Below are 1,577 nucleotides of genomic sequence, written 5' to 3'. Positions count from 1 at the left end.
CCGCAATGACAATATCATCCTTATATTGTTCGCTTTGCCCTTGTCCTATTAGGGCAAACCCGGTCTGTTGGTTTCTTGCTTTTGCAACATCACCCCCAGAAGTTCCCATTACAGGTTTCGGTGATACATTAAAATTGAAGTGCTTTTCTAGATTAATGCTGACATTAATAATATTTCTTTTTAAGACTGACTACTTTTGTACATCGTAAGCTAGCTAAGATAGTTCTGCGACCATACTTGGCGTTAATTTATTCATAAAATCATCCTTGAAATTATTTTAATACACATAGAGATCTTACTCTAAAAGGTGAAGCAGGAAATTCTGAGTTTTCAAATTCATAAACTTGTTCAGCGTCAGTTAGCTCTGCTTTTAGATTGCTCATTAATCGTGAGAATGATTCTGGAGAAATAATTTCTCTTTGATTTGCGAACCATATAAGAAGCTCTTGATCCTGAAACTCAACAAATATAATTTGCCCTATAGCTGTTTCATGCAATATGTTTCCAGGAAGCCTAGACTTAATTGATTTTTCTGGAAACATAAACATACCTTCCGAGTTAGTTACACATTCTTCAACGGTTTCATCGTCATTATATGTGAGACTTCGGATAACTGTTTGGTTTTGCAGTGGTACATTGTTGTATGTTATTTTCCCGTTAACTTCTGGGCATAATTCAACAGTGTATTTCTTAAGCATTCCTAGCATATTTCTGCTCCTTGCAAATAAGGATAATGATTATAATCCCCGTATTTAATAAGTAAACTATTTGTGACTAAAGAAGAAGTAATAGATTTAAAACTCCTTTATTTATATACCCTTAATGATTTTTTTTGGCTTCTAAATAGTTAATTTTGGCGTGTCCTTCATGTCAAGGGGTTACTGGAGTTAGGTAGTGGTTTCTCAGAAGTTTACTCCCAACTGACGGCCTACCAGATTTAAATCACTGTAAAACAAAAGCGACCTAATGGTCGCTTTTGTTTAGCTGAGAGATAATTGAGTAAAGCTAAACCCCAGTTTCGGTATTTGCTAGTTATTACAGGTTAGCTCAGTGCTTCGCCTGCTAATCGATTAACAACTTGAATCGTTTTTTTAAACACCCAACTAATAAACTCACAGCTTAGAGTTTCTACTTTACGGGTAGCATGACCTGCAAACACTAACATGTGAGCTAATAGACCATTTAATTGCCCAGTAAATGTCGCATTATGCAAAGTGACATCAGATAACACCATTGCGATTTGGTCATAAAAGTTTAAGCCATTGGCGATACCGCTTTGTATGCGCGAAGCAATACCGTGACCTAGTTGGCGTAATAGCGTTAATAGTGCTTCGCTTAAATGGTTCATCCAAAATAAATCACGACTGACTTGATGGCTTAAACGAGCATCTAACGTCACTCTTTTATGGCTATTAAAGCTCATTTTTCGTTGATATGAATTCCAGTCGTTGCTTTTCATATCCTCAATATAATATTTAACTTTGTGTTTTATTGGGTTTACAAAGCCTGAGTTATCAACTCTATATTCATAACCATTATATGGCGCATGAACGAAGGGCCAAACTGGAACCATAGGG

The 1,577-nt window shown here is 36.0% G+C and carries 1 protein-coding gene and 1 pseudogene; both read right to left on the bottom strand.

What is annotated here, in order from left to right; all coding sequences use genetic code 11:
- Positions 1 to 272 precede the first annotated feature (272 nt).
- On the bottom strand, positions 273 to 707 hold the full coding sequence (locus tag ACED29_RS21080; RefSeq protein ID WP_371698680.1) for a DUF6795 domain-containing protein: 435 nt from the start codon (positions 705 to 707) through the stop codon (positions 273 to 275).
- A 335-nt stretch (positions 708 to 1,042) separates the two neighbouring features.
- Positions 1,043 to 1,577, bottom strand: a pseudogene (locus ACED29_RS21075) (lipase family protein); the annotation flags it as partial.

This window comes from Shewanella sp. 5S214, assembly GCF_041439795.1.
Lineage (GTDB): Bacteria > Pseudomonadota > Gammaproteobacteria > Enterobacterales > Shewanellaceae > Shewanella > Shewanella vesiculosa.
This window is presented reverse-complemented; position numbering and strand designations above follow the sequence as displayed.